The following is a 21,910-nucleotide window of genomic DNA, read 5'->3' as shown; positions in this document are numbered from 1 at the left end:
GTATTGTTGTGGTCAGGCTCTGGCGGAGTGTTCGTGGGAACAAAGCTGGAACGCGCGGCCGGGCGATGCTATATGTGGATAACCACCGGCTTGGCGAGGGATCGCCAAGTCAGCGAGGCCTGCGAACGTATAGGGTCGCCTCGGATGTCCGGAAGCGGACAGGCGACAGGTCAAGCGACAGGTCAAGAATTGAAGACGTCCGGCGATTTGCCGTCGGACCGGTGATTTTTGCCGGCGATATCGATTGGAGAGCGGCGATGGCGGGAAGTGTGAACAAGGTGATTCTGGTCGGGAACCTCGGCAAGGATCCGGAGATCCGGCGCACGCAGGACGGACGGCCGATTGCCAATCTGAGCATCGCGACGTCGGAGACCTGGCGCGACAAGGCCACCGGCGAACGCAAGGAAAAGACCGAGTGGCACCGCGTCGTGATCTTCAACGAGGGGCTCTGCAAGGTCGCCGAGCAATATCTGAAGAAGGGTGCCAAGGTTTACATCGAGGGTGCGCTGCAGACCCGCAAATGGACCGACCAGAGCGGCGTCGAGAAATACTCGACCGAAGTCGTGCTGCAGGGATTCAACTCGACCCTGACCATGCTCGATGGCCGCGGCGGCGGCGGAGGCGGCAGCTTCGGCTCGGACGATTCCGGCGATTTCGGCTCCAGCGGTCCGGTCTCTTCGGCACCGCGTCGGGCGGTAGCGGCCGGCAGCCGCAACAGCGACATGGACGACGACATCCCGTTCTAGGGTTTGGCCGGCAAGAAACGGCCGGCGCGACTTTCGAGCATCCGGACTAAAACCGGGTCCATGAATTCGTAGTCGTCCGGAATGTCGAGGCAGATGACCCGCTTACCCTTCAAGCTGGACCGGAATTTCCGGTTCAGCCTGTTGCGATGGGTCTTCTCCATGACGAAGGATGGGTCTTCTCCATGACGAAGATTGATGTCGGCCCACTCGACCTGTTCGGACGACAACGGCACGTTCGCGCCGTTCGAGATGCCGGCCGAGTCGGTCTCTACCCCCGGCCAGGTCGAAAAGATCTGTTCAGCCGTTGGGCTGCGCAGGCGATTGGCACTGCAGACGAAAAGGACGTTGGTCACTTTGTCGCTCGAATGGGGCGATGGAGCATCGGGTCCTTGCGTATAGTTGACATTTCTCCTGCTCACTAAATCGTTCTGATCGCAGCGGCGCCTGATAGCGGGAAGTGTCCCGAACCGGCTGCATTCGGCTGAAAATCGAGTTTTCTATCCGGGCGTGTGATCGGTTCGGTCAGCTATTAATACTTACATGAGGTCTTTCCCGTAAGCTGCTTCCAGCCTCGAACGCCAATCGGATCTGGAGCGACCACCATGAGCCTCGCGCCGCTGCTGGAGGCCCCTGGAACGATCCCGCTGCACGCCTTCGCAGCGATCGCCGCCTTCGCGCTTGGGATCGTCCAGTTCGCCGCGCCAAAGGGAACCTTGCCGCACCGGACCATCGGCTGGATCTGGGTGGCGCTGATGTTTGCAGTGGCGATCAGTTCGTTCTGGATCCACGAGATCCGCCTGGTCGGGCCGTTCAGCCCAATTCATCTGCTGTCGATCTTTGCGCCGGTCATGCTGGTGCTCGCGGTGCTGCATGCCCGCCGGCACAATGTCGGCGCGCACAAGAAGGCGATGACCTCGATCTTCTTTGGCGCGCTGGTCGTCGCCGGCGTCTTCACCTTCCTGCCGGGACGGATCATGCATGCGGTGGTTTTCGGTCCGTAAGGAGCGGTAATTAAGCACCATTTTAGCAGTTTCATTCGGGCCCGGAAATAGCTGTCCCAGCAGCGGTCGGAAAACTCCCTTGCGCTGCCGTAAGTCCATGAAAAAACGAGCGGAAAAACAGCTCCGCTTAAAGGCTCCGGGGTGGTTATCGGACCCCCGATGCGCTATATGATTCCCGACTGAGAACTGACTGGATTTTCCCCTTTGTCCGACAACGAAGACGACAAGCCCGGCGAGCCGCCGGAGCACTCTGATATCCGTCCCGTTTCCATCCTCGACGAGATGAAACGCTCCTACCTCGATTACGCCATGAGCGTGATCGTGGCGCGTGCGTTGCCGGACGCGCGCGACGGATTGAAGCCGGTGCATCGGCGCATTCTCTACGCGATGCACGAGAACGGTTTCGAGTGGAACAAGCCGTACCGCAAGTCGGCGCGCACGGTCGGCGACGTGATCGGTAAATACCATCCCCACGGCGACCAGTCGGTCTATGACGCGCTGGTGCGCATGGCGCAGGATTTCTCCATGCGCGTGCCGCTGATCGACGGGCAGGGCAATTTTGGCTCGGTGGACGGCGATATGGCGGCGGCCATGCGCTACACCGAATCCCGCCTGACCAAGATCGCGCAGACGCTGCTCGACGACATCGACAAGGATACCGTCGACTTCCAGCCGAACTACGACTCTTCCGAAAAAGAGCCGTCGGTGCTGCCGGCGAAATTCCCGAATCTCCTGGTCAACGGCGCCGGCGGCATCGCGGTCGGCATGGCGACCAACATCCCGCCGCACAATCTCGGCGAAGTCATCGACGCCTGCGTGGCGCTGATCGACAATCCGGCGCTTACCATCGACGATCTCATCAACATCGTCCCGGGCCCGGATTTCCCGACCGGCGGTATCATCCTCGGGCGCCAGGGCATCCGCTCAGCCTATCACCTCGGCCGCGGCTCGATCGTGATGCGCGGCAAGGTGACAATCGACACCATCCGCAAAGATCGCGAAGCGATCATCGTCACCGAGATTCCCTACCAGGTGAACAAGGCCACCATGGTCGAGCGCATCGCCGAGCTGGTGCGTGAGAAGAAAATCGAAGGCATCTCCGATCTGCGCGACGAATCCGACCGTGACGGTTTTCGCGTGGTCGTCGAACTGAAGCGCGATGCGGTACCCGACGTGGTGCTGAACCAGCTCTATCGCTTCACGCCGCTGCAGACCAATTTCGGCGCCAACATGGTGGCGCTCGACGGCGGCCGGCCGCAGTTGATGAATTTGAAGGACCTGCTGACGCTGTTCATCGCGTTCCGCGAGCAGGTCGTCACGCGTCGCACCAAATTCCTGCTCAACAAGGCCCGCGACCGCGCCCATATCCTGGTCGGCCTTGCCATTGCGGTCGCCAATATCGACGAGATCATTCGCGTGATCCGAACCTCGCCCGATCCGAACACGGCGCGCGACACGTTGATGTCACGCGACTGGCCGGCAAAGGACGTGGAGGCGATGATCCGCCTGATCGACGACCCGCGTCACCGCATGGCGCCTGATGGCACCGCGCGGCTGTCGCTGGAGCAGGCCAGAGCCATTCTCGATTTGCGTCTGCAGCGCCTGACCGCGCTCGGCCGCGAGGAAATTTCCGAAGAGCTCGACAAGCTCGCGGTGGAAATCGCCGACTACCTCGAGATCCTGCGTTCGCGCGCGCGCGTGCAGGCGATCATCAAGGACGAGCTCGCCGCCGTGAAGGACGAGTTCGCCACCCCGCGCAAGACTGTGATCGTCGAGCAGGAAGGCGAGGTTGAGGACGAAGACCTGATCCAGCGCGAGGACATGGTCGTCACGGTCTCGCACGCCGGCTACGTCAAGCGCGTGCCGCTCTCGACCTATCGGGCGCAGCGGCGCGGCGGCAAGGGCCGCGCGGGCATGCAGACCCGCGACGAGGATTTTGTCAGCCGCCTGTTCGTGGCCTCGACCCATACGCCGGTGCTGTTCTTCTCCTCGCGTGGCCAGGTCTACAAGGAAAAGGTCTGGCGGCTGCCGATGGCAGCGCCGAATGCACGTGGCAAGGCGATGATCAACATCCTGCCGCTGGAGCAGGGCGAGCGCATCACCACCATCATGCCGCTGCCGGAGGATGAATCCTCCTGGGCCAATCTCGACGTGATGTTCGCGACGACAGGCGGCACGGTTCGCCGCAACAAGCTGTCCGACTTCGTCGATGTCCGCCGTTCCGGTATCATCGCCATGAAGCTTGGGGAGGGCGAGTCGATCGTCGACGTCCAGATCTGCACCGAGCATGACGACGTGCTGCTGACGGCAGCCGGCGGCCAATGCATCCGCTTCCCCGTCACCGATGTGCGCGTCTTCACCGGCCGCACCTCGATGGGCGTGCGCGGCATTGCGCTGGCGGAAGGCGACAAGCTGATCTCGCTGGCGATCCTGCGCCATGTCGAGACCACTTCCGACGAGCGTTCGGCCTACCTCAAGATGCGCCGCGCGGTCGCCGGCGAAACCGCGGCGGAAGAACCCGTTGATGCGGAAGGCGAGGAGACCTCGGGCTCGCTCCAGCTCTCGCAGGAGCGCTACGCCGAAATGTCGGCGCAGGAGCAGGTGGTGCTGACGGTCTCCGTCAACGGCTACGGCAAGCGCACCTCGTCCTACGAGTACCGCACCACCGGCCGCGGCGGTAAAGGCATCGTCGCGATGAGTGTCAACAACCGCAACGGCAAGCTGGTGGCGTCATTCCCCGTGGAGCACAGCGACCAGATCATGCTGGTCACCGACAAGGGCCAGCTGATCCGCTGCCCGGTCGAGGACATCCGCATCGCCGGCCGTTCGACCCAGGGCGTGATCGTGTTCGATACCGCAGAGGACGAGCACGTGGTCTCGGTCGAGCATATTTCGGAAGACGAGAACGGCGAGAATGGGAACGGCGGCTAGCGCCGGCCAAGTGTGTAGCGTGCAGCCCGGGTGGAGCCAACGGGTCGCGCGAATGCGCGCCAGATGACAGGCCCCGCGAAACCCGGGGTCAGGCCCATCCGCTGGCGAGACTGTTCCCCGGATTTGCGCTTCGCTCCATCCGGGCTGCGGGTCGGACGGCCCCCAGTGTCGCCGCGTCTGGGTTCCCGCTCGCGGTAAACCACCCCTTAACCATAGATTGATACGATTTAGCTGTATCCGGGTGGTGACCGTCCGGCCAACGGGAGCAAAATCATGCCCGTCGAGATGCTGACGTATGCCGAACTGGGCGAACGACTTACAGTTTCGCCGGAAGCCGCGCGCGCCCTGGTGAAACGGCACCGATGGCCACGCTCCCGCTCCAACGATGGAAAGACGCTGGTCCAGGTCGATCTCAGCGAATTCAGCCATTCCCCAACACCCCGTCAGCCGCAATTGCAGGCCGGTCAGCAGGTGGTCACCGCCCTGAAGCAGCGAATCGAGACCCTGCAGACCGAGCTGGCGGAGATGAAGGTGATTGCCAGCGGCCATCGGGCCGATTTCGAGCGGGAGTGCGAACGCACCAACAAGCTGCTTGCCGAACTGCTCAAAGTCAGCACCGAAAGCGTGGGAGCCCGGGAAAGGGCAGCTCTGCTCGAAGGCAAGCTGTCGATGCTGACCCAACCTTGGCGGCGCCGGCTGGTCGATGCTTTCACCCTGGCCCTGCCGCAGGTCGCCTCCAATCCTCGCGAGAGCGCCGGGCCGATAGCCCAGTCACAGAATTGAACGACTTGCCGATGTGCCGGCTCCGCCGTGGACTGGCACAAGCTGGAGATCGCGGCTCGCGCCGCGCTAGATCGCTTTCCTCATCCCAGTCTACGCGCTGAAATAGTCTGCTTGTTGACGGGACGTCATTCGCCCGCCTTCGAACGGGCGCTCGCGACCCCATTGCGTACCGAGTCGTTCCCGCATCAAATCGAGCATGGTCTCCCGAAGGGGCCGGCTCGAGACTAAGACGGAAACGAGACCCAGCGCCATCAGCAGCATGCCAATCCAGCTTGCCGTAGAGCCCCACCCGTCATCGGCTGCCTCGGCAACGGTAACGGCGGTTGGCGCGGCCGAAGGCACGGAGATGGCAACCGCTGCGCTGGCGGCCGGCGCAGCGGTCAGAAGCGTCTCCACGTCGACCTGGCGCGATGCGGGTTGCTGATCGGCGACGCCGTTGGCGATGGGTGCCGGCGGCACGAGGGCTGCGGCGCCCGCAGCGACGACGGAAGCAGCATCGGCCACCTTCAGCCTGGGTGCGGGCGGCGTCGGCGGAGAGGTTTCCGCCGGTGCGGAGCGCAGCAGCTCTGCACGGGCATCCACGACCGCCTTACGCTTGCGCCGCGCGGCCTCGTTCTCCTCGGTAGAGACGGCGCGAGGCTTCGCGGCGCGATGACGAGCCTGCTGTTTCGCCGCCACCGCCTCATCGGTCTGGAACCAGCATTTGCGGTGACCATCGAACCGGTAGACCCAGTGCTGGCCGGCCGTCGTCGACTTGCCGGGCCGCGACAAGCACTCTTCTTCTGCTTCCGCGGGAGCGGGCGCGGTGGCCTGCCGGGGAGCGAGATTGAAAAAATCGGCAAAGGAATTCGAAGATGCTGGCGATGTCGAGAGACTTGCGAGAAAGACGAATGCAGCGAAGCAAAATCGCAAATGACCGGACATGGAAGCCTCCGGTGTTGCGCCCCCGTGGGCACGACCTTTGGCCGCGACCTGGGTCACAATGCGGCTTAAATCCGGCAGCGCGGTGGATTCATTCTGGCCCGGCAACACGATCCGGGCCCCTGAGTGCCGGTCCTGCAGCCGCGCGAAAGGCATCTGGTGTCTTCCGGCCGATCCCGAACCCGGGGTCGTAGAAACTCAGTATTTCATACGGCCCGCGTCGATGTGGCGGGGGCCGCCCCCATGCTGCACCCCGTCCGGCACATTTAGTCGCGCATGACCGTGTGGCTTTCGCGCAAGCCACGAGCCTCTCGATGGACCATGGACATCCTCTGGCATCCTGAGAGGGCGTGCGATCTTTGGTCGCGATACAGGGCGCGGTGGAAGATCCTATGGTGGCCCCGACATGATACACGTCCTCGACATCGATCCGCGCATCGCGCGGCGTTGCTTGCACGCCGGACGCCTCCAAGCAGGAGTCTAGCCGGACGGTAATTTGCCGTCCGGATCCCCCTTCCTTCATCAAACAGATTTGGTGTGTGGCTCTCTCGCGAGGGAAGCCCAAACAAGGAGGCATGTCGTGAACAACCCCTCTATTCCGGACGTCACTCTTCCGGCGTCTGACCATCGCCGCTTGGAGCGGCTCGCGCAGGCAGGCGCAGATCAAGGCGACGTGGACGCACGCTTTCTGTTGAGTGAGATCAACCGCGCGGAAATCATCCCTGATGGCGCAGCCAGACTGGACAGTATTGTCACCATGGGGGCGTGGGTGACGTTCTGGATCACCTGGGGCTTCCCTCGCGAGACCAGGCAACTGGTGTATCCCGAAGACTACGCGTCCGAGCGAACCCAAATCCCCGTGACGTCACCGTTGGGCGCCGCGTTGGTGGGGCTGAAGGTCGGAAGTGAAATGCCCTTCTTCACCGCCGGGCGACCAACGTCGTCGGGATCGAGCGCGTCAGTCGAGGTGAAGCGAATGACGTTGTCAGGGCTTTGTTTTGCAATCCGGTGGTCAAGGGCAAAAAGCTCTTTGGTGACGATGATCCGGGACCATCAGCAGCTTAGGAAAGGAGAGAAGGTAATGAGCAAGATTAATCGCAAGAGCAAAGCTGAAATCGTGTTGCCGCCGATCACGGTGATGGAGAATGAGGCTAGGCGTCTAAATACTCTGGCCAGTTCAAGTGCGATGCTCTTCCCGCGCGTGGCCCATTTCCTTGCGCAGGAGATGGAGCGTGCAAGCTTGGTGGCGGACGATTCCGATCTACGTGGAGTAGTCCGCATGGGCTCGCAGGTCCGGTACTGCGATGACAAGACCGGTGAGGTCCGGGACGTGGTGTTGGTGTATCCGCACGAAGCGGACATAGCGTTGAAGCGCGTCTCGGTTCTTACGCCGGTCGGAGCTGCATTGATCGGCCTGTCGGTTGGCCAAGCCATCGAGTTTCAGACGCCGGGCCACAACAAGCGGTCCTTGACGGTGCTGGGCGTGTCCAACTGAAGGAGGCTTTTGAGCGGCATGTTGAGGCTAGACGCGCCGCGTGGTTTTTCCCGCGGCGCGACAGTCGGTCCGAGCAAATGCCACTACGCCGCCTCGGTTGCGTGGAGCTGCGCCTCCAGCGAAGCAATGGTAATCCGGATGTTCTCCTTCCGGGACCTCAGGCTCCGCGCCAACACCGGATAGGTTACGGCCGACAGATCATAAACACCTGCACGGGCTTCCTCGTGTTCTATCTCGATGCTGAGCAACTCGACCGAACGCGCGAGGCTTTCAATCAGTTTCGCCATTTGCGAGCGGTTCGCCGCTGCCGTGCCCCGGAGTGTCTGAAGTCGATGCGAAGTTGTCATTGGTAGCCTCTGCGCTGGTCTGATTTGGGACGCGCTCGCGGCGCATTCAGGCGTACAGCAAAGGCGGTGCCAATCGGCGCACCGAGAGCTTCCGTAGGACTCCGGGCATCGATCCCGTTCGGCAAGTGGCGTTAAGCCAGGGAACTCAAAAGTCGGGAAGCGAGCGCCTTCAAAACGTCCCATAGGCGTGCTGATCCCGCGGCGGGCTGGCACGGATTCACAAGATAGAAACCATAGAAAATTATCTGAAAACTCTTGCGAAACAACTCGGCCGGCCAAGCGTCGGTTTGCCGGAGGGCAAGCGTCATGACAGAGCGCCAGTTCAGAGAGCTTGAAACTGAGATCGCACGCTATCGGATTCTGGAACGGGAAGTCACCGATCCACTTGCCGCGTGCCTGTTACACGTCATCATCTCGGAACTTGAGGCTGACCTTCAGAAGGATCGCGAGCCCGGTCAGCAACTTTGTCCGGGCGACTAGAAGCAAACGTTGTCAGGCGCTTGTGACCCGGGGAGCAGCCTCGCCGGCGCTTCGCATCTTTTCGTTGCCGCGGTAACCGCGTCGCTTTTGGGGGCAGAGCAGACATTGCTTCTGTCACGCCAAAGTTGCCTTTGTCGCGAATGCCTCTATTCTGCTGCGTCGGAAATGTGAAACGCAATTGCCGCTTTCGTATGTAAATGCCATTGACCGCGCCTTGCAAAATCGTTGTTGCCGGCGGCCGTGGACAGATGGGCCAAGCCGTTATTCGGGCCCTGAATGCTGATCCCGCTTTCATTCATATTGGTAATCTAGGTCGTCCGGGCAGCACCGGCGATGATTTGATCAGCCTCGCAGCCGCGCTTGATGAAGCAGACGTGATCATCGACTTTACGACGAGTAAGGCGGCGACCGAGCTCTCGGAAGCATGTGCGGCAAGTGGCCGGCCTGCACTGGTGATAGGCGCCACGGGCTTTGAGCCTGATCAACTTGGCCGGATTAGCGAAGCGGCACGCAGGATAGCGATTGTGCGCTCCGGTAACTTCTCACTTGGTGTCAATATGCTGGTCGGCTTGGTCGCGCAAGCGGCCCGGATTTTCCCCCGCGAGACTTGGGACATCGAAATTTCTGAAGCCCATCATCGCCGAAAGGTCGATGCGCCTTCTGGGACGGCTTTGATGTTGGGTGAAGCCGCTGCGCAAGGCCGCGGCGTTTCCCTCGCCGCCGTCGAGCGGCGAGGGCGGGACGGCAGCTTTGGCGAGCGCTTACTAGGCGAAATAGGTTTCTCTGTCATGAGAGGTGGGGGCATTGTCGGAGAGCATAGCGTTACGTTCGCCGCCGCCGAAGAGGTTGTGACCCTTTCACACTCGGCGTTGGATCGCGGTATGTTTGCACGCGGCGCGCTATCCGCTGCTCGCTGGATTGCCGGGCGTACAAGCGGCGAGCATGATATGCAAGATGTCCTGAGCTTGAAGCGTTCGTGACGCCTCACTGGGATCAATGGAGCCGGAGCAGTCGCACTCACCTCGATTGCGAATGTCCCCTTCTGGCCCGACACGAACTTCTAATCACAAATCAGGAGTTTTGCCATCGATGCCTGCCTTGGGCATGCTTCTCGGACATTCAAGCCGCGCTGTAAGTCTGTGAAGCGACAGATGAAGTGCCACTTAAAGAGGATGAAATGCAACGTGGTGCGAGTACGATTCGGGTTAGGGAAGCTTGTCCGTCAGACAATGACTTCCTCTTCGGTCTGTCGCCCCGTCTTTCGGGCGTCCCGCGCCCCGCGTGGCATACCTTGAATGCGATGGAGCGGTTTCAGAGTCGCTTCATGGCCGCCACGTTGGACAACGCCACCGAAGGCTCCCAGACGCTCATCGCAATCTCACAGAACGACATGCGGCTGGGTTATATCCATATGCAGCCAGGCAAAGACGGCGTAACGAACGAACCATGCGGTTACGTCGCGATCCTGGCACTCATAGAGGAGGCGGAAGGTCAGGGCGTTGCGGGATTGTTGATGAGCTACGCTGAGGACTGGGCGCTCAAAATGGGATACCGTTTTCTCAGCTTGGATGTGTTCGCAGACAATCGGCGTGCGCTTGACTTCTACCAGCGTGGCGGATTTAGGCCGGAGTCAATACGCTTGGTCAAACCGTTGTAGCGGTCCAAGGCGACACGGATTCATCCCAACCTGCCCGCGGTGCGGACAGTCGTCTGATACGCATCACTCCGCGGCAAGCGGCGCTTCGCGCGGCACGATGATCCGGATTTTCGTTCCGGCGCCGGGCCTGGTTTCCAGATTGATCCGGCCGCCCAAGCGATTGGTCACGATGTTGTGGACGATGTGCAGTCCAAGGCCGGTGCTGCCCTGGTCGCGCCGGGTCGTGAAGAATGGATCGAACACCTGGCGCCTGATCTCCGCGCTCATGCCGCAGCCGTCGTCCGAGAACAGCACTTCGACGTTGTGCTTGCCCGACGCCTGGGCCGCAATATGGACGGCGCCGCGCGCGCCATCCGGATAGGCGTGCACCGCGGAATTGATGACTAGGTTGGTGAGCACCTGGCCGTAGGGGCCGGGATAGCTGTTCATGGCGAGATCGGGCTCGCAGGCGACGTTGACCACGAGATTTCTGCGTAGCCCGAACCGCAACCCCTTGACGACCTGTTCGGTCACCACGCCGAGATCGAAACCCCTGCGATCCGAGACGTTGCGGTCGGCCGCAACCTGCTTGAACGACTGGATCAGATCGATCGCGTGATTGAGGTTGATCATGACTTGCGAGGCCGCCTCGCGACTGGCCGCGATGAATTCGGTCAGGCTCGATCGGCGCACATCGCCGCCGGCGACATCGGCTTCAAAGCGATCGGCCTTGTTGATGAACGCCGAGGCAACCGTCAGGCTGGTGCCGACGGGGGTGTTGAGCTCGTGCGCCACGCCCGCCACCAGCCGTCCGAGCGCGGCCAGCTTCTCCGTTTGCACGAGGCTGTCCTGCGCGGCGCGGAGATCTTCCAGCGATTGCGACAATTGCGTCGTGCGCTCCTGGACCTCGGTGAACAGCCGCGTGTTCTCGATGGCGATGACCGCCTGACCGGCAAAGGTCTTCAGCAACTCGACCTGCGCCTTGGCAAATAATTGCGGCTCGAGCCGCATCACCGCGATGGCCCCGATCGCGACGTCGTCGCGCAGCATCGGCACGACGAGGATGCTGCGATAGCCCGATGTTTTCTGCAGGTCGCTGTAGCCGCCGGAGACGAGCACGTCAGGCTCGTGCACGACGCGGCGCTCGCGGATGGCGACCGAGATCAGGTTCTTGCTGGTCAGCGGGGCCGGGTAGGCTTTGCGCACCGCGGCCACCGATTCCGGGGAGAACTGGTCGTAGGCGACCAGATGCACGTGCTCGCCCTCGCGGCGATAGACGGCGCTCAGCACGCTCTGGCACAGCCGCGCGGCGTTCTTGACGATCCGGTCGAACACCTCCTGGATGCCGGTCGGCGAGTCCGAGATGAGGCTCAAGACCTCGGCCATCGCCGCCTGCCGCTCCCGGGCTTCCTGCAGCTCGAGGGTAAGCTGTTCGATTTCCGTTTTCGCAGGATGTTTGGCTTTTGCGGCTTTCGCTTTTGCCGGGCTCTCGACGCGCGCCGCCTTCGGCGCACGGCCGCGTTTGGCCGTGATCGCGGCGCGGCTCTTCGATCTGGTTGTTTCGCCGCCTGCTTTCATTGCCTGCCCAATTCCCCCGGATAAGCTATCGCATCGGCTTGGGCCAGCAACGGGAAAATGGCGGCCGGTGGGCGATATGTGTGATATTAAGGCATCAACTGAAGATAGAGTTCATTTTAGGGCAGGCCCGCTAGTGGCCGTGCGTGTCCAGGGAAAACGGCCGATCCATATGCTCGTTCGCACGATTTATTTGCTGGTTGCGGGATATCTGTTGCTCCTTTTGCCCAGCCACGCCGTTGCCCAGGCCGGCGCGAATGCGGCGCCCACGACGTGCGGCGTAGATATCGAGCACCAGAAAACGGATGCGGTGGAAGCTGCTTGCTTGCGCGAGTTCGGAAAACTCGCGAGCCGCGAGGGCGATCTGCTGACGCTGCGGCTCGAAAACGGCGCGTCAAAGGCGTATCGGGATGAAGGCAAAGCTTGCGAGACCGACGACGCAGCGAGGTGTATCAGCCATCGGCTCGCCGCTTATCATCCCGAAGCGCGCGTCTATTCAATTGTGATCGGGTACTATGAAGGCAGTGCTGCGGAACTTCTCAGTGGGCGCACGGGCAATGTCCTGCGTCTCTCGGGTACGCCATATTTTTCGCCGGATGGATCAAAATTCATCGTCATAGACAATGATTATGCCTATGGCGGCCCCAATGATCTTTCCGTTGGCTCGAATGTAAACGGTTCGCTGTCGCTGGAGTGGGAGCACGCCACCGAGCAGGGCGAGCTTCGCGAATGGCGCCTGGCGCGCTGGATCGACAACGACCATATCGCACTGCGCGTGTTTCCCGCTGACACCGGCCAGAAATGTCCTGACAACAACTGCGATGCGATGCTCGTCCGTTTCGGCAATGGCTGGGCGATCCGCCGGCTGCCGGCCAGACCGCAATAGCAGCGAGCAGCCCGCGGCTTGTTGAATTCTCCTTTTGTCGAACAGTATTCCTACGGCATTGGAAAATCCTGTCTCGTAGTGCATGTGCTCGCAATGTGCTGAACTTCTGGCGGTTTGTGCGAGTGGCCATATGAGTAGTTTTCGTCGTGTTCAGGCTTTGCTTCAAAGCGCTGATGAAATGGCCAAGCTGATTGCTGAACTCCATGACCTTCGAGTGCGGGTTCAGCGGGCCGAGGCGACAGCGTTTGCCAGGCGGCTAGGTTCAGGCCTCACTCAATCGTCAGCCCGGCCTTGTGGATCAGCGGCACCCAGCGGTCGATTTCCGACTGGATGTAGGCGCGGAAGCCGATTGACGTGTTGGTCGCATCATCAGGCATTTCGAGGCCGAGCGGGGCGAGGCGGGCGCGCAGGGTTGCGTCCTGCGTCGCCTTGCGGATCGAGGCGTTAAGCCGCTCCACGACCGGTTGCGGCGTGCCCTTGGGGGCGAGGAATCCGAGCCAGACCGGGAAGTCGAGGCCGTCGACGCCGAACTCGTTGGTGGAGGGGACGTCGGGCAAAGTGGATATGCGCGCCGAGCGGAAGACGGCCAGCGGTCGCACGGTCTTCGCCTGAATCTGGGCCAGCGCGGTGAGCGACACTTCGACCATGTAGTCGATCTGGCCCGCGATCAGATCGTTCATCGCGGGACCCGTTCCGCGATAGGAAACCAGATTGACCTTGGTACCGAGCCGCACGTTGAGCATGGCTGCGCCCATATGCGCCGACGAGCCGGGGCCGGCGGTGCCAGCGTTGAGCTTTGATTCATTGGCGCGGACATAATCGACGAACGCTTTGAAGTCGCCGGGCGGAAAATCGCGCTTGACGACGAGCACCTGCGGCAAATCGCCGAGCAGTCCGAGATGTTCGTAATCGGTGATCGGGTTGTATTTCAGGTTCTTATAAAGCCCGACACTCGATACATGCGTACCGGCCTGGCCGATCTGGATCGTGTAACCATCGGGCGTCGCGCGCGCGGCTCGGGTCGAGCCGATCGTTCCGCCGGCGCCGGCGACGTTTTCGATCACCAGCGTTTGCCCGAGATCACGCGAGAGGAATTCGGCATAGATGCGCGCGATCGCGTCGGTCGGCCCGCCGGCGGCAAATGGTACGATGACGTTGATCGGCCGGTCCGGATAGTTTGCCTGCGCGCGCAGGATCGAAGGCATGCAGAGGGCACCAGCCAGGCCGAACGTGACGGCGCGGCGATCGAGCGTACGGAACGCCATGAATCAATCCTCCCAAATGTCTATTTTGTTTTTGTCTATCGTTTGCTTTGACGCGCGAGCACGCGGTCGACCATCGCGCCCGCGGTGCCCAGATAGTTTGACGGCTCGCACAGCGCGGCGAGTTGCTCGCGCGGCAAGGCCGATGCGATCACCGGACGGCGCAGCAAGGCATCGAGCAGCGCGTCGCCGCGCTCGAACGCATCGCGGCAGGCGGCATAGACCTCGTCATGGGCCGACTGGCGGCCGAGCGCGGGCGCAAGCCCCATCATGACGGCTTCGGCCACGATCAGGCCGCGCGTGGAATCGAGATTTCGCTTCATCGCCGCGGGTTCGACGATCAGGCCGGACAGCATGAATTGCGCCTGCGAAAGCGACCCGGAGGTCAACAGACAGACCTGGGGCAGCGCCAGCCATTCGCAATGCCAGGGACCGGTGGCGCGCTCGAGATCCTGCACCATGGCATCCAGCATCAGCGAAGCGGCATCGCGCGAGGCCTTCGCGTTGGCCAGCAGGATTTCCGAGGAGATCGGGTTGCGCTTCTGCGGCATGGTCGAGGAGGCGCCGCGATGCGAGGAGAAGGGTTCGAACACCTCGCCGATCTCGGTCGCCATCAGGATCATGACGTCGTAGCCGATCTTGCCGAGTGCGCCGCAGATCACGGCCAGCGTCTGGACCAGTTCGACCAGTCCGTCGCGGGCGACGTGCCAGGTGATGTCAGGCTCAGCGAGACCAAGCGCCCACGCATAAGCGGCGCGAACATCCAGTCCGCGATCGCCGAGCGCCGCCAGCGTGCCAGCGGCGCCCCCAAGCTGCGCCTGAAGGGCGCGAGGCTTGGCCTGTTCGAGCCGTTCGGCCGAGCGCTGCAGTGCCGATAGCCAGATCGCGGCCTTATGCCCGAACGTGATCGGCAGCGCCTGCTGCAGATGGGTCCGGCCCGCCATTGGCGTATCGCGGTGGAGGGTGGCGAGATTGGCAAGCGTACCCATCACCTCGGCCAGCTGGGCTTCGATCAGCGCAACCGCGTCGCGCAGTTGCAGCACGGTCGCGGTATCCATGATGTCCTGGGTAGTCGCGCCCCAATGCAGATAGCGGCCGGGTTCGCCGAGCTGCTCGGAGAGTTGGCGGACCAGGCCCACAATCGGATAACCGACATTCTCGGTGTCGCGCTTCAACTGCGCCCTGTCGAGCACGATCGCCGGGGCCTGCCGCGCAATCGCCTCGGCCGCCTCGCGCGGGATCACACCGGTCTCGCCTTGCGCGGTGGCAAGCGCGACCTCGGCCTGCACATAAGCCTTGAGCTGCGCCTCGTCGGAAAATACCGCCCGCATCGAAGGCGTCGAGAAAACGTCGCGATAAAGGGCGCTGTCGAACATCGTGCTGGCCACGCGCGTGTTTCCTCCTCGTTAATATGTACGGCCATATGATTGATGCGTACAAATTTGTCAAGCGCCGATGCAGGGGCGCCGAAGCCGTGCTATGCCAGCGCGCCGACCCACGAGAACCGTTCGACATGCCGATCTACGAGGACATTGCCCGCGATTTGCTGGAAGCGATCCACCGCGGCCAGTACCCGGTCGGCGGCCTGATCCCGACCGAGCTCGAGCTTGCGGCGCACTACGATGTCAGCCGCCAGACGGTGCGGGCGGCGATGCGCCGGCTCACCGAGCTTGGGGCGGTGTCGCGCCGCAAGGGGTCCGGCACGCGGGTTGAGAGCCGCGAACGGCCGCAGGAGAGCTTTCAGCAGACGCTGGGCGCATTGAGCGATCTGGTTGAACTCGCCGCGGCGACGGATCGCGATATCAGGCGTATCGAGACCGTCGTGATGGATCGTCAGGCCGCGAAGCGTTTTGGCTGCCAGCCGGGGTCACGCTGGCTGCGGATTCCCTATGTTCGTGCCTCGACCAAGCCCAGGAGTTCGCCGCTCGCCTGGGTCAATGTTTATGTCGAGGAGAGTTATGCGGATGCCGTCAGCGACATCCGAAAGGACCGTCGCCTGGTCTGCGACATGATTGCGGACAGCTACGGCGTGATCGCATCCGAGGTGCACCAGACCGTGGCGGCGACCGTGATTCCGAACGAGTTCGCCAAGGCGCTGGGGGCGGAAGCCGGATCACCCGCGCTCGAGGTCATCCGCCGCTATCTGGATTCGCACGGCCGTCTGTTCGAGATGTCCGAAAGCATCCATCCCGCCGGGCGGTACGTAGTGACCTCGGTGCTGAAGCGTGTTGGGAATCCGGGGACGGCAGACGGCCGCGCGACGCGATCTTCCGGCAAGGCGAAATCACGCGCCTGAGATCGCCCCGGACGAACCTGGCGCGAGGGTGCTAGCTAGATCTCGAGCTCAGTCCCGAACTCAACGACCTGCTTCGCCGGCACGTCGAAGAACGCGGCGGTGCGTTCGGCGTTGCGTTGCAGGAAGGCAAACAACGCTTCGCGCCAGACCCACATGCCCGGTACATCCTCGCGCGGGATGATGGTCTCGCGGCCGATGAAATAGGTGATGTTGGTGAGATCAATCCCGGGCAGCTTGCCCTGCCGGCAGGCCAGCGTCAGGCCCTCATGGATTGTCGGGTACTGCATGAAGCCGTAATGCAGGATGACGCGGGTGATGCCCGGGACGATCTCGACGATCTCGGCGCGATCCTCATCCGGGATGCGCGGCGATTCCTCGATCAGCACGGTGACCAGCAGCACGCGCTGGTGCAGCACGTGGTTGTGCTTGACGAACTGCGTCAACGTCAGCGGCACGCCCTTGGGCGCGGAGGCCAGGAACACGGCGGTGCCGGCGAGTCGCGCGTGGCAACGATTAACCGCGGTCTCGATCAGATCCTCTTCCGGCTGGCGGAGGTTTCCGCGTGCCCGCTCCACCAGCTTGACGCCGCTGCGCCAGGTCAACATCACGAAGGCGATGACGGCTGCGAGCAGCAGCGGAAACCAGCCGCCCTCGAACAGTTTGACCGAATTGGCCGAGAAGAAAATGCAGTCGATGGCGAAAAAGAATCCGTTGACCGCGATGACGATGAACGGCGAATAGCCCCACTGGATCGCTACCAGCGCCGCAAGCAGTGTGGTGATTGCCATCAATAGCGATACGGCGATGCCGTAGGCGCCGGCGAGGGCTTCCGAGGAGCCGAAGTGCAACACGGCGCCCAAGGTAGCAGCGGCAAGCAGCCAGTTCACCAGCGGCACGTAGATCTGGCCGATCGCGTCGCTGGTCGTGTGCGTGATATGCATCCGCGGCAGGAAGCCTAGCTGGATCGATTGCTGCGTCAGCGAGAACACGCCAGAGATGATCGCCTGCGATGCGATCACGGTCGCGAGTGTTGCGAAGGCGACGAGCGGGTAGTGCACCCAATCGGGCGCGAGCTGGTAGAACGGATTGTCGAGCGCGCTCGGATCGGTGATCAGCAGCGCCCCCTGTCCAAAATAGTTCAGCATCAGCGCGGGCAACGCCACCGCGAACCAGGCCAGCCGGATCGGAAATCGCCCGAAATGTCCCATGTCGGCATACATCGCCTCGCCACCGGTGACGGCCAGAAATGCTGCGCCGATAATGGCGAAGCTGACGTGGAAGTTATGGTGGATCAGGAAATCGAAGGCATAGAGCGGGCTGATTGCGGCGAGCACGCCGGGCGCCATGACGATGCCATGGATACCGAGCGCGGCCAGCACCGCGAACCAGCCGACCATGACAGGGCCGAATGCCCGTCCGATAAATTGGGTGCCCTGCCTCTGCATGACGAACAGCCCGATCAGGATCACAACCGTGAGCGGCACGACGGCGGGCGCAAGCGACGGCGCGTCGGCCTTCAGTCCTTCGATGGCGCTGAGCACCGAGATGGCCGGCGTAATCGCGCCGTCACCATAGAGCAGGGCGGCACCGACGAGACCGACCACCAGAAGCTTCGCGCGCCATGTTCCGGCTTGCGCGTTGCGAGCGTGAAGCAGCGCAAGCAGTGCGACGATGCCGCCTTCCCCGCGGTTGTCGGCACGCAGGATGAGGAGCGCGTATTTGATCGAGATGATCAGGATCAGTGCCCACAAGATCAGTGACACGACGCCGAGCACGGCGTCATTCGTCAGCGGTCCGCCATGGGTCGCGGCCTTGGCGGCTTCCTTCAGGGCATAGAGCGGGCTGGTGCCGATGTCGCCATAGACGACACCAAGGGCACCGATCGTGGCTGCTGTGGGGAGGGGGCTGGAATGACCGGAGGCTGCAACTGGCGTACTGGTCACTGGCGCGCCTCCATTGGCATCGTGCCCGCCGGATCATCCGAAGGGCGCGATCAACGCCAGCATGCGACGAGACGTCGCAAATTGCCATGGGGTTCCGATTGTCGGGAATCAGTTGACGTCATGGGGTGCGATTAGCGGTAACCAGGCGCGCTTCCTTCACCATAGTCGTGGAGCCGGCGGTACGGAGGTGCGTCGCCAAGCCAGAAGCGGCAGACAACCGCGCGCCCCGATCTTCCGGCACGATCACGCGCAGGAGGGGAATCAACTAAATTCTAAAGCGTCTTAGCCGTTCGGTTGGTCGGATCCAGTCGCCATGCCAGCATGTCCAAACGGTCGGCCCCAAAGAAAATCTCGCCGCGTGCCACGAAACTCGGCACGCCGAAGATACCGGCTTCGTACGCCTGCATGGATTGCGTAACCAACTCGCTTCGGGCCTTTGGCGAGACAGCAGACTCAATCACCGTCTCCTCGAGCGCGGCGGATGTCAGGCATTTCGCCAGGACCTCGCGGGTGCCGATGTCGCTGCGATGCTGCCACATCGCCTCGAAGGCCATGTCAATAAACCGGTCGTGGGCAATGCCGCCTTGCGCGAGCCGAAGTGCGATGCACAAGGCCGGCGCGGGATCGGGACGAGGTTGATGCGGTGGTGACAATGGTGCGCCGAAGAAGTTCGCCGATCGCCTGATGTCAGCCAGGAAGTGCTTCCGCTTCGGGGGCGGCAGCGGATCGACGTACGGTGCCAGTGGTTCGCGTCCAGCGTGCAAGTTGAGCAGGACATCAATCGAAACCGGCTTCCACCGCCATTTCCATGATGAAAATGCCTGCTCTCGACGAACTCGCCACCAGGCCAAATAGGCGTAGGGCGATCTGAAGTCGTAGTAGATATCCATCGGCGCGGTCATCGCCACGATGTTACGTGTGCCGCATCCGACGATGCTTCGATATTCGTCGAAGGATAGTCGGAGCATAATCCGGGACGGACGGGACCGCGAGAAACGGCGCTCAGAACGCAAATGGCGAGCAGGGAGGGGGGATCCCTGCTCGCCATCACTGCGGTTCCTTGGAGGGGGGCGGAACCAGATCTTGCCGTTACGGGGTGCGGTCGGCGGTCACCAGGCGGGCTTCACGAACATCGGCGTTGGAGCCGGCAGTGCGGAGGCAGGAGGCCTCGAAATTCGGCCAGGCCTGCTGCGAGCAATCCTTGCCGACGGTCCGGACCGGCAGGCGGTCGCCCTTGGCCAGCGCCTGCGGCACGCTGGCTTCGACCTGCGGGGCAAAGCCGGGCAGGACGGTCAGCGCGGCAGCGATGAACGCGGCAGCAGCGACTACGGAAAAAGCCTTGATCATGACGGTCCCCTGTCGTGGGCCTTCGCGGCCCGTCGTCGTTTCGTTGGGTGGACTTGTAGCCAGCGCAAGTTTCCGGCCGTCTTCGCCAAGTCCGAAAATGGTTTCGTCCCGACCGAGTTTTGTTTCGTCGGCCAGTGGCGGACGAAACAATTCCGGCCCGCCCAGGAAGACGCCCGGCGCCCGGGACTGGTTCATTGGCCGATCTGAAATAAAAAGCCGGACCCCGGTGGAACCGGGTCCGGCTTGCCGGGCCGCCCGGGGCGGGGTAGGAGGGTCCCATGCCCCGTATCGCTCTTTACCCTGGCTCTTTCGACCCCGTCACCAACGGCCATCTGGACGTCGTCAGGCACGCCGTGACCCTCTGCGACCGCCTGATCGTCGCCGTGGCGATCCATCACGGCAAAAAGTCGCTGTTTTCGACCGAGGAGCGTCTGGAGATGCTTCAGGCGGTCTGTGCGCCCATTGCCCAGAAGGTCGGCTGCGCCTTCGACTGCACGACCTACGACAATCTCACCGTTACGGCGGCGCAGGCAACGGGTGCAACCATCATGATTCGCGGCCTGCGCGACGGTACGGATCTCGACTATGAGATGCAGCTGGCCGGCATGAACGAGGCCATGGCGCCCGACGTGCATACGGTATTCGTTCCGGCTTCGGCCGCCGTCCGCCCGATCACTGCCACACTGGTGCGCCAAATCGCCCAGATGGGTGGGGATTTCTCCGCTTTCGTGCCGCCTTCGGTCGTGGCCAAGCTCAAGGCCAAATTCGCCAGCTAGCCGTCCCGTCGGCGCTCCTCTACCCGACCTCTTTATTTTATCCGGAGTTCTCATGATCCGAATTCTCGCATTCGTCGCTGCGCTCTTGTGTGTGGCTCCCGCGATCGCGCAGCCGCTGCCCGCCAATCTCGACAAGGCGAATGCGATCGTGATCGACACCACCAAGGGCCGCATCGTGATCAAGCTGCGGAACGATCTCGCGCCCCAGCATGCCGAGCGCATCAAGCTGCTCGCGCGCGAGGGCTATTACAACAACGTGCCGTTCCATCGCGTGATCGAGGGATTCATGGCGCAGACCGGCGACGGCAAGAATTTCAACGGCACCGGCGGCTCGAAATATCCGAACCTGCCGGCCGAATTCTCCAACGTGCCGTACAAGCGCGGCATTGTCGGCATGGCGCGCACCAGCGATCCCAACTCGGCGAATTCGCAGTTCTTCATCATGTTCGCCGAAGGCTCATCGCTGAACGGCAAGTACACCGTGATCGGTGAAGTCGTGGCCGGCATGGATGTGGTCGACAAGATCAAGCGCGGCGAGCCGGTCGCCGATCCAGACAAGATGGTGAAGGTGCAAGTCGCATCCGACATCAAGTGAGGTCATGAGACGGCCGCGCAGCAAGCCATCGCTGTGGTTGGCCGCTGGTCTGGTGTGGCTGGCGTCGGCGGCTGACGCCTCGGCCCAGCCACAGCAACTCGATACCCTCAAGGACGTCTTCGCCAAACTGTATTCGTGCTGGCAGCCGCCGCCTTATTCGCGCGCCAACCCGATGGACATTACCGTTATCGTCAGTTTCAACCGCGAAGGCGCCATTTTCGGTCAACCAAGGATTACCTATGAATCCGGAAACGCCAGCGATAATGACCGACTAGCGTATCGGATTGCTGTCATGGAAACATTGCAACGCTGTACGCCGTTGCCATTTACCGAGGGACTGGGCGGTGCGGTCGCCGGCCGGCCTTTGGCGGTCACTTTCAGAACCCGCAAACGTCCACCCAAACCAGAAGAGAAAAGAGCATGGCTGATACAGAAAATACTTTGATCCTTGAAACCACCCAGGGCCCCGTCACCATCGAGATGCGTCCCGATCTCGCGCCTGGCCACGTCGCCCAGATCCAAAAACTGGTGCGCGACGGATTTTACGACGGCATCGTGTTCCATCGCGTGATCGAGGGCTTCATGGCGCAGACCGGCTGCCCGCACGGCACCGGCACCGGCGGTTCCGGCAACAAGCTGAAGGCCGAGTTCAACAAGGAACCGCATGTGCGCGGCACCGTCTCGATGGCCCGCGCCGCCAACCCGGATTCCGGCGACAGCCAGTTCTTCATCTGCTTCGACGATGCCTCCTTCCTCAACGGCCAGTACACGGTCTGGGGCAAGGTCACCTCGGGCATGGAGAACGTCGACAAGATCAAGCGCGGCGAGCCGGTGCAGAACCCGGACAAGATCGTCAAGGCGCGGATGGCGCTGGACGCGGCTTAATGTAA

Annotated in this window: 23 protein-coding genes; 14 read left to right on the top strand and 9 right to left on the bottom strand. The window is 62.3% G+C overall.

Going from position 1 to position 21,910, the window contains the following annotated elements:
* Positions 1–257: 257 nt before the first annotated feature.
* Positions 258–746 carry a single-stranded DNA-binding protein gene (locus CQ14_RS31480; protein WP_057861772.1) on the top strand — a complete coding sequence of 163 codons (489 nt, stop codon included), beginning with the start codon at positions 258–260 and terminating at the stop codon, positions 744–746.
* Here CQ14_RS31480 and CQ14_RS31475 read toward each other — a convergent pair.
* On the bottom strand, positions 743–1,099 hold the full coding sequence (locus CQ14_RS31475) for a low molecular weight protein tyrosine phosphatase family protein (protein WP_057861690.1): 357 nt from the start codon (positions 1,097–1,099) through the stop codon (positions 743–745). The two genes, CQ14_RS31480 and CQ14_RS31475, sit on opposite strands and share 4 nt — an antisense overlap.
* Before the next feature lie 249 nt (positions 1,100–1,348).
* Between CQ14_RS31475 and CQ14_RS31470 the strand changes: the two genes are divergently transcribed.
* From CQ14_RS31470 to CQ14_RS31460, 3 genes are all read left to right on the top strand, one after another.
* A complete protein-coding gene (locus CQ14_RS31470) occupies positions 1,349–1,747 on the top strand; it encodes a DUF2306 domain-containing protein (RefSeq protein WP_057861689.1) in 399 nt (132 codons plus the stop codon).
* 204 nt (positions 1,748–1,951) lie between these two features.
* Positions 1,952–4,678: a DNA gyrase subunit A gene (gyrA, locus tag CQ14_RS31465; RefSeq protein WP_057861688.1), complete on the top strand. Its 2,727-nt coding sequence runs from the start codon at positions 1,952–1,954 to the stop codon at positions 4,676–4,678.
* Positions 4,679–4,951: 273 nt separating this feature from the next.
* Entirely contained in the window at positions 4,952–5,461 is a 510-nt protein-coding gene (locus CQ14_RS31460; RefSeq protein WP_057861687.1) for a hypothetical protein, read from the top strand.
* A 90-nt stretch (positions 5,462–5,551) separates the two neighbouring features.
* On the opposite strand, the gene CQ14_RS31455 is transcribed toward CQ14_RS31460, so the two are convergent.
* The gene (locus tag CQ14_RS31455; protein ID WP_057861686.1) at positions 5,552–6,538 is read right to left on the bottom strand and encodes a hypothetical protein; all 987 of its coding nucleotides are present in this window, start codon (positions 6,536–6,538) and stop codon (positions 5,552–5,554) included.
* Between the two features lie 424 nt (positions 6,539–6,962).
* Between CQ14_RS31455 and rnk the strand changes: the two genes are divergently transcribed.
* Positions 6,963–7,877, top strand: a complete 915-nt coding sequence (rnk, locus tag CQ14_RS47935; protein WP_199805661.1) for a nucleoside diphosphate kinase regulator — start codon at positions 6,963–6,965, stop codon at positions 7,875–7,877.
* 83 nt (positions 7,878–7,960) lie between these two features.
* Here rnk and CQ14_RS31445 read toward each other — a convergent pair whose 3' ends face one another.
* Positions 7,961–8,164 (bottom strand): hypothetical protein, encoded by a 204-nt coding sequence (locus CQ14_RS31445; protein WP_057861685.1) that lies wholly within the window; start codon positions 8,162–8,164, stop codon positions 7,961–7,963.
* A 366-nt stretch (positions 8,165–8,530) separates the two neighbouring features.
* Between CQ14_RS31445 and CQ14_RS44900 the strand changes: the two genes are divergently transcribed.
* The 3 genes from CQ14_RS44900 to CQ14_RS31435 all read left to right on the top strand — a co-directional run bounded on the left by CQ14_RS44900 (position 8,531) and on the right by CQ14_RS31435 (position 10,361).
* Positions 8,531–8,704, top strand: a complete 174-nt coding sequence (locus tag CQ14_RS44900) for a hypothetical protein (protein WP_199805660.1) — start codon at positions 8,531–8,533, stop codon at positions 8,702–8,704.
* A gap of 203 nt (positions 8,705–8,907) precedes the next feature.
* On the top strand, positions 8,908–9,684 hold the full coding sequence (gene dapB / locus CQ14_RS31440) for a 4-hydroxy-tetrahydrodipicolinate reductase (protein WP_057861770.1): 777 nt from the start codon (positions 8,908–8,910) through the stop codon (positions 9,682–9,684).
* A 197-nt stretch (positions 9,685–9,881) separates the two neighbouring features.
* Positions 9,882–10,361: a GNAT family N-acetyltransferase gene (locus CQ14_RS31435; protein WP_063800448.1), complete on the top strand. Its 480-nt coding sequence runs from the start codon at positions 9,882–9,884 to the stop codon at positions 10,359–10,361.
* Positions 10,362–10,424: 63 nt separating this feature from the next.
* Here CQ14_RS31435 and CQ14_RS31430 read toward each other — a convergent pair whose 3' ends face one another.
* Positions 10,425–11,726, bottom strand: coding sequence for an ATP-binding protein (locus CQ14_RS31430; protein WP_245320661.1), 1,302 nt, complete (start codon positions 11,724–11,726; stop codon positions 10,425–10,427).
* On the opposite strand from CQ14_RS31430, the gene CQ14_RS31425 reads away from it, so the two are divergent.
* Complete coding sequence (locus CQ14_RS31425) at positions 11,704–12,801, top strand: hypothetical protein (protein WP_245320658.1); 1,098 nt, start codon at positions 11,704–11,706, stop codon at positions 12,799–12,801. The genes CQ14_RS31430 and CQ14_RS31425 overlap by 23 nt on opposite strands.
* Before the next feature lie 269 nt (positions 12,802–13,070).
* On the opposite strand, the gene CQ14_RS31420 is transcribed toward CQ14_RS31425, so the two are convergent.
* Positions 13,071–14,066 carry a Bug family tripartite tricarboxylate transporter substrate binding protein gene (locus CQ14_RS31420; protein WP_057861681.1) on the bottom strand — a complete coding sequence of 332 codons (996 nt, stop codon included), beginning with the start codon at positions 14,064–14,066 and terminating at the stop codon, positions 13,071–13,073.
* 35 nt (positions 14,067–14,101) lie between these two features.
* Positions 14,102–15,439, bottom strand: a complete 1,338-nt coding sequence (gene pcaB, locus CQ14_RS31415; RefSeq protein ID WP_082650125.1) for a 3-carboxy-cis,cis-muconate cycloisomerase — start codon at positions 15,437–15,439, stop codon at positions 14,102–14,104.
* Positions 15,440–15,576: 137 nt separating this feature from the next.
* Between pcaB and CQ14_RS31410 the strand changes: the two genes are divergently transcribed.
* On the top strand, positions 15,577–16,359 hold the full coding sequence (locus CQ14_RS31410) for a GntR family transcriptional regulator (RefSeq protein ID WP_063800454.1): 783 nt from the start codon (positions 15,577–15,579) through the stop codon (positions 16,357–16,359).
* Positions 16,360–16,394: 35 nt separating this feature from the next.
* Here the strand turns inward: CQ14_RS31410 and CQ14_RS31405 are convergent, their stop codons facing one another.
* The 3 genes from CQ14_RS31405 to CQ14_RS31395 all read right to left on the bottom strand — a co-directional run bounded on the left by CQ14_RS31405 (position 16,395) and on the right by CQ14_RS31395 (position 19,649).
* Positions 16,395–18,302 carry a potassium transporter Kup gene (locus CQ14_RS31405; RefSeq protein WP_057861678.1) on the bottom strand — a complete coding sequence of 636 codons (1,908 nt, stop codon included), beginning with the start codon at positions 18,300–18,302 and terminating at the stop codon, positions 16,395–16,397.
* A 272-nt stretch (positions 18,303–18,574) separates the two neighbouring features.
* Positions 18,575–19,192 (bottom strand): 2-hydroxychromene-2-carboxylate isomerase, encoded by a 618-nt coding sequence (locus CQ14_RS31400; protein ID WP_199805658.1) that lies wholly within the window; start codon positions 19,190–19,192, stop codon positions 18,575–18,577.
* Between the two features lie 199 nt (positions 19,193–19,391).
* The gene (locus CQ14_RS31395; RefSeq protein WP_057861769.1) at positions 19,392–19,649 is read right to left on the bottom strand and encodes a hypothetical protein; all 258 of its coding nucleotides are present in this window, start codon (positions 19,647–19,649) and stop codon (positions 19,392–19,394) included.
* Positions 19,650–19,927: 278 nt separating this feature from the next.
* Between CQ14_RS31395 and coaD the strand changes: the two genes are divergently transcribed.
* The 4 genes from coaD to CQ14_RS31380 are packed head-to-tail and all read left to right on the top strand — an operon-like array spanning position 19,928 to position 21,905.
* The gene (gene coaD / locus CQ14_RS31390; protein ID WP_057861676.1) at positions 19,928–20,425 is read left to right on the top strand and encodes a pantetheine-phosphate adenylyltransferase; all 498 of its coding nucleotides are present in this window, start codon (positions 19,928–19,930) and stop codon (positions 20,423–20,425) included.
* Positions 20,426–20,477: 52 nt separating this feature from the next.
* Positions 20,478–21,020, top strand: a complete 543-nt coding sequence (locus tag CQ14_RS31385) for a peptidylprolyl isomerase (protein WP_057861675.1) — start codon at positions 20,478–20,480, stop codon at positions 21,018–21,020.
* Between the two features lie 4 nt (positions 21,021–21,024).
* Positions 21,025–21,465 (top strand): hypothetical protein, encoded by a 441-nt coding sequence (locus tag CQ14_RS42735; protein WP_082650120.1) that lies wholly within the window; start codon positions 21,025–21,027, stop codon positions 21,463–21,465.
* Positions 21,441–21,905 (top strand): peptidylprolyl isomerase, encoded by a 465-nt coding sequence (locus tag CQ14_RS31380; RefSeq protein ID WP_057861674.1) that lies wholly within the window; start codon positions 21,441–21,443, stop codon positions 21,903–21,905. The genes CQ14_RS42735 and CQ14_RS31380 overlap by 25 nt, the downstream gene beginning before the upstream one ends.
* Positions 21,906–21,910 lie beyond the last annotated feature (5 nt).

Source organism: Bradyrhizobium lablabi, assembly GCF_001440475.1.
Lineage (GTDB): Bacteria > Pseudomonadota > Alphaproteobacteria > Rhizobiales > Xanthobacteraceae > Bradyrhizobium > Bradyrhizobium lablabi.
Note: the sequence above shows the minus strand (reverse complement) of the source record. Positions and strands in the feature narration are given on the sequence as shown.